Source organism: Polaromonas sp. YR568 (assembly GCF_943369675.1).
Taxonomy (GTDB): Bacteria; Pseudomonadota; Gammaproteobacteria; order Burkholderiales; family Burkholderiaceae_C; genus Polaromonas.
This window is the reverse complement of record NZ_CALROB020000100.1, coordinates 1-3,026: the sequence shown is the minus strand read 5'-3', so window position 1 is coordinate 3,026 and position 3,026 is coordinate 1. Positions and strand designations below refer to the sequence as shown.

1 protein-coding gene is annotated in these 3,026 nt (G+C 63.8%); it reads right to left on the bottom strand.

Annotated elements, in window-relative coordinates:
- On the bottom strand, positions 1 to 2,912 hold a 2,912-nt coding region (locus tag ACLV8F_RS24820), incomplete at its 3' end, for a hypothetical protein (protein WP_411886861.1).
- Positions 2,913 to 3,026 lie beyond the last annotated feature (114 nt).

Genomic DNA, 3,026 nt, shown 5'->3' with positions numbered 1-3,026 from the left:
GGATTGGCGGCGTCGCCGGCCTTGGTGGGGTCTTTCCAGTGCTCGTTGTTCGACAGCGTGCCGTAGGGCAGCATCAGGCCCGCGCCGGAGACCGAGGTGATGCTGCCTGCGCCCAGGGTCAGGCGGTTGCCGGCCACCAGCTCTATCTGCCCGAAGGGCGCGCGCAGCACGCCGTTCTGTTCGATCACCGGCGCTTCCAGGCGCAAGGTGCCTCCTGCGGACAACGCGGGTGCCCCGGCACCCGATAAACGATCAACCGTAATTCGGTCACCGGCGCGTATGACCGCAGTCATCGCGGTCGCCGGGTATATTTGCCCGGCTTTCAACAGCAGCCTGCCGTCCACATCGAGATTGACCTGCAAGTTGGTCGTGGGAAGAATCTGGTCGGGCAATGTGCCCCCCAGACGAATTTCATTTGCCGCAAACTCAGTCTCGCCGAAGCCGCTGATGCGTGTGCCGGCAACGCCCGTGGCTGTGCCATTTTTGTTGATGTCGATCAATTGGGCCGACAAGGCCAGCTTGCCGCCGAGCGCGGAAGGCGTGCTCCATGCACCCGACGCATATGGCAATGAGGTGTTAAGCGAGATCTGCGAAGCGGACAAATTCGCACTGCCGCCGCTGCCGCCGTTACTCAGTTTCGCTGTACTGAGGTTCAGGGATCCGGCGACATTGACGTTGACGCCATTGGCCAGCGTGATGCCTTTGCCGGCCTGCAATGAAACCGAACCGAAGCCGCCCCCGGAAATGGAGTTGGCCATTACGCGCGATGTGGACACCGCCGCCACATCCGGAATGACGACGCGGGTCGTTGCTGCCGCGTTCGTATAAAAATACCGTGTGAGCAAATCAACCATCATGGGTGTGATGGCGGGATTGACCTCCCAGGGTTTTAAGACGGACGAAAACAGCGGCCCATTCATGTCATTGACAATTTCCATGCCGCCGCCGGTCACACCAGGCAGCGCCGTAATTGCCGCGCGCATTTGAGTCGTGAGTTTTACAGCGACCGTACCGTACTGGTCGAAGAGGTCAAAATCAGGAACCGAGGTCGCGATGGCATTTTTGATGGCATTCGTGACCGGATCCCGCCAATAGAGGCGTGTAGGAAGCACCACAGCGCTCGGCGATCCGGCCGGCCCGCCACTTTCATCGATGATCGTCAATGAGCCGCCGGATGCGCCGGCACCGCCACTTTTCCCCCGAAGATCGCCGGCAATTCGTATCGTTCCTTGCGAGCTGCCCTTGATGTTGATCGCACCGCCGTCACCGGCAATGCCAAGCTTGCCGTACCGCAGCTGCCCCGGCGAACCGCCGGCTTCAGCCAGTTCAATTTCCCCGCTCGCCCCTGACACGTCGATCAACGAACCCGCGGCAAGCTGCACATCCGAACCCCGGATATCCACCACACCACCCGCCAGCACCTCACCCCGCAGATGCGCGGACTTGTCCCTGTAAATCGCGGGAATGCCGCGTGCAATCAACTGCGCGCCGGAATTCAACTTGACGCTCGTACCGCTCAGTTCAATGCCACCCGCAGCCGCCTCCAGCCGGCCCGATACCGTCACCGCACCGTTGGCGCCACCGGCGCCCAAGGTCAGCTTGCCGCGGGTGTCGGTGACGATGGCGGAACCCACGCCCACCATGATCGCCCCGTCGCTGGTCGCCAAGGTGATCCCGCCCGGCCGGCGCTTCAGGCGCTCCTGCGGCAACAGCACGCCGATGGGCGCCACGTTGGCCAGGCGTTCCCCGGTGGCGAGATCGCGGTAGGCGAACGAGGTCATATCAATGCCCACAGCCTGCTGCGTGATCGTCACGCCGTCCGGCACCGCGATGCGCCCGTTGGAGCGCACGTTGACGGTCACATTGCCGAAACCGCGCTCGCCGTACAGGTTCGCGGGCAGCACCACGACCGAAGGGTCCGTGGCCGCGCCGCCGACCTGCACCGATGACGCGGTTTCAAGCACCAGGCTGCCGGCCGAGCCCGCCGCATAGGCGCGCAGGTTCAATCCCGCCAGGCCCGTCTGCGGCGTCACACCGCTCAAGGTGATGGAACCTGCATCACCCACACGCAAGGCAGGCAAGCCTTTCTTGCCGACATCGGCACGGCCGCCGCCGGACACATCGAACACGGCCTGCGGGTCGGCGACGATTTTCCCGAGATTGAGTTTGATCGCGCCGCCGTTGATGGCCCACGGGCCGGAAGACATGCCGTCGCGCCAGGTGTTGATCCATTGGCCGGAGACATCCAGCCCGCCATGTGCGCCCACATCCAGCCGGCCGTTGACGGAATCAAGCCAGATGGAGCCGCCCGCGGCACGCAACATGCCGTTGATACGGATGTTGCCTGTCGAAGCGTCGGCGCCGGAAATAAACAGGGAAGCCCCCGGAGAGAGTTCCAGGTTCGAGCCCCTGGCCAGTTCGAAGTCGCCGCCGATGATGTTGAAAGTGACCTGGCCCATGCCCGAAGCATTGAGCATGTCGTCGGACAGAAAGCTCAGTTTTTTGGACTTCGGGTTAGCCGGGTCGAGCGGCACAAAAAAGTCAGCGCCCAGGGCCGTGCCGGCGTTGAAGGCGTCACCCAGCCGCTTGGGATCATGGCTGACGATGATGGTGCCCGGCGACCACGGCCGGTCTTCCACGCTGCCGCCGCCCAGTTGCAGCTTGCCGCCGTTGGCGTTGGCGGGCTTTTTCTGCTGGCGGTCGCCGACCACCTCGCCTCCCCACAAATCGCCTTCCAGCACCATCGCGCTGCCCGCGAAGATCTGCAGCGCACCGGCCTTGCGGCCTTCGGTGTAACCGGCTTCCTTGAAGTCACCGCCTATCAGCGCGCTGCGCCAGGTCGTGTTCACGCCCCAGCGCGCATGGTTTTGGGTAAACCGGCCGGCAAGCCCCGCGTAGTCGATGTCGGGCATGGCCCGGTTCATCGTGTAGATGCCGCCTTCCGCGCCGGCGAGTTTGGTGGCGGTATTCATGCCGTCCGAATAACGCACCGAGCCGCCGGAGATGTCGATCATGGAGCCGGCGCG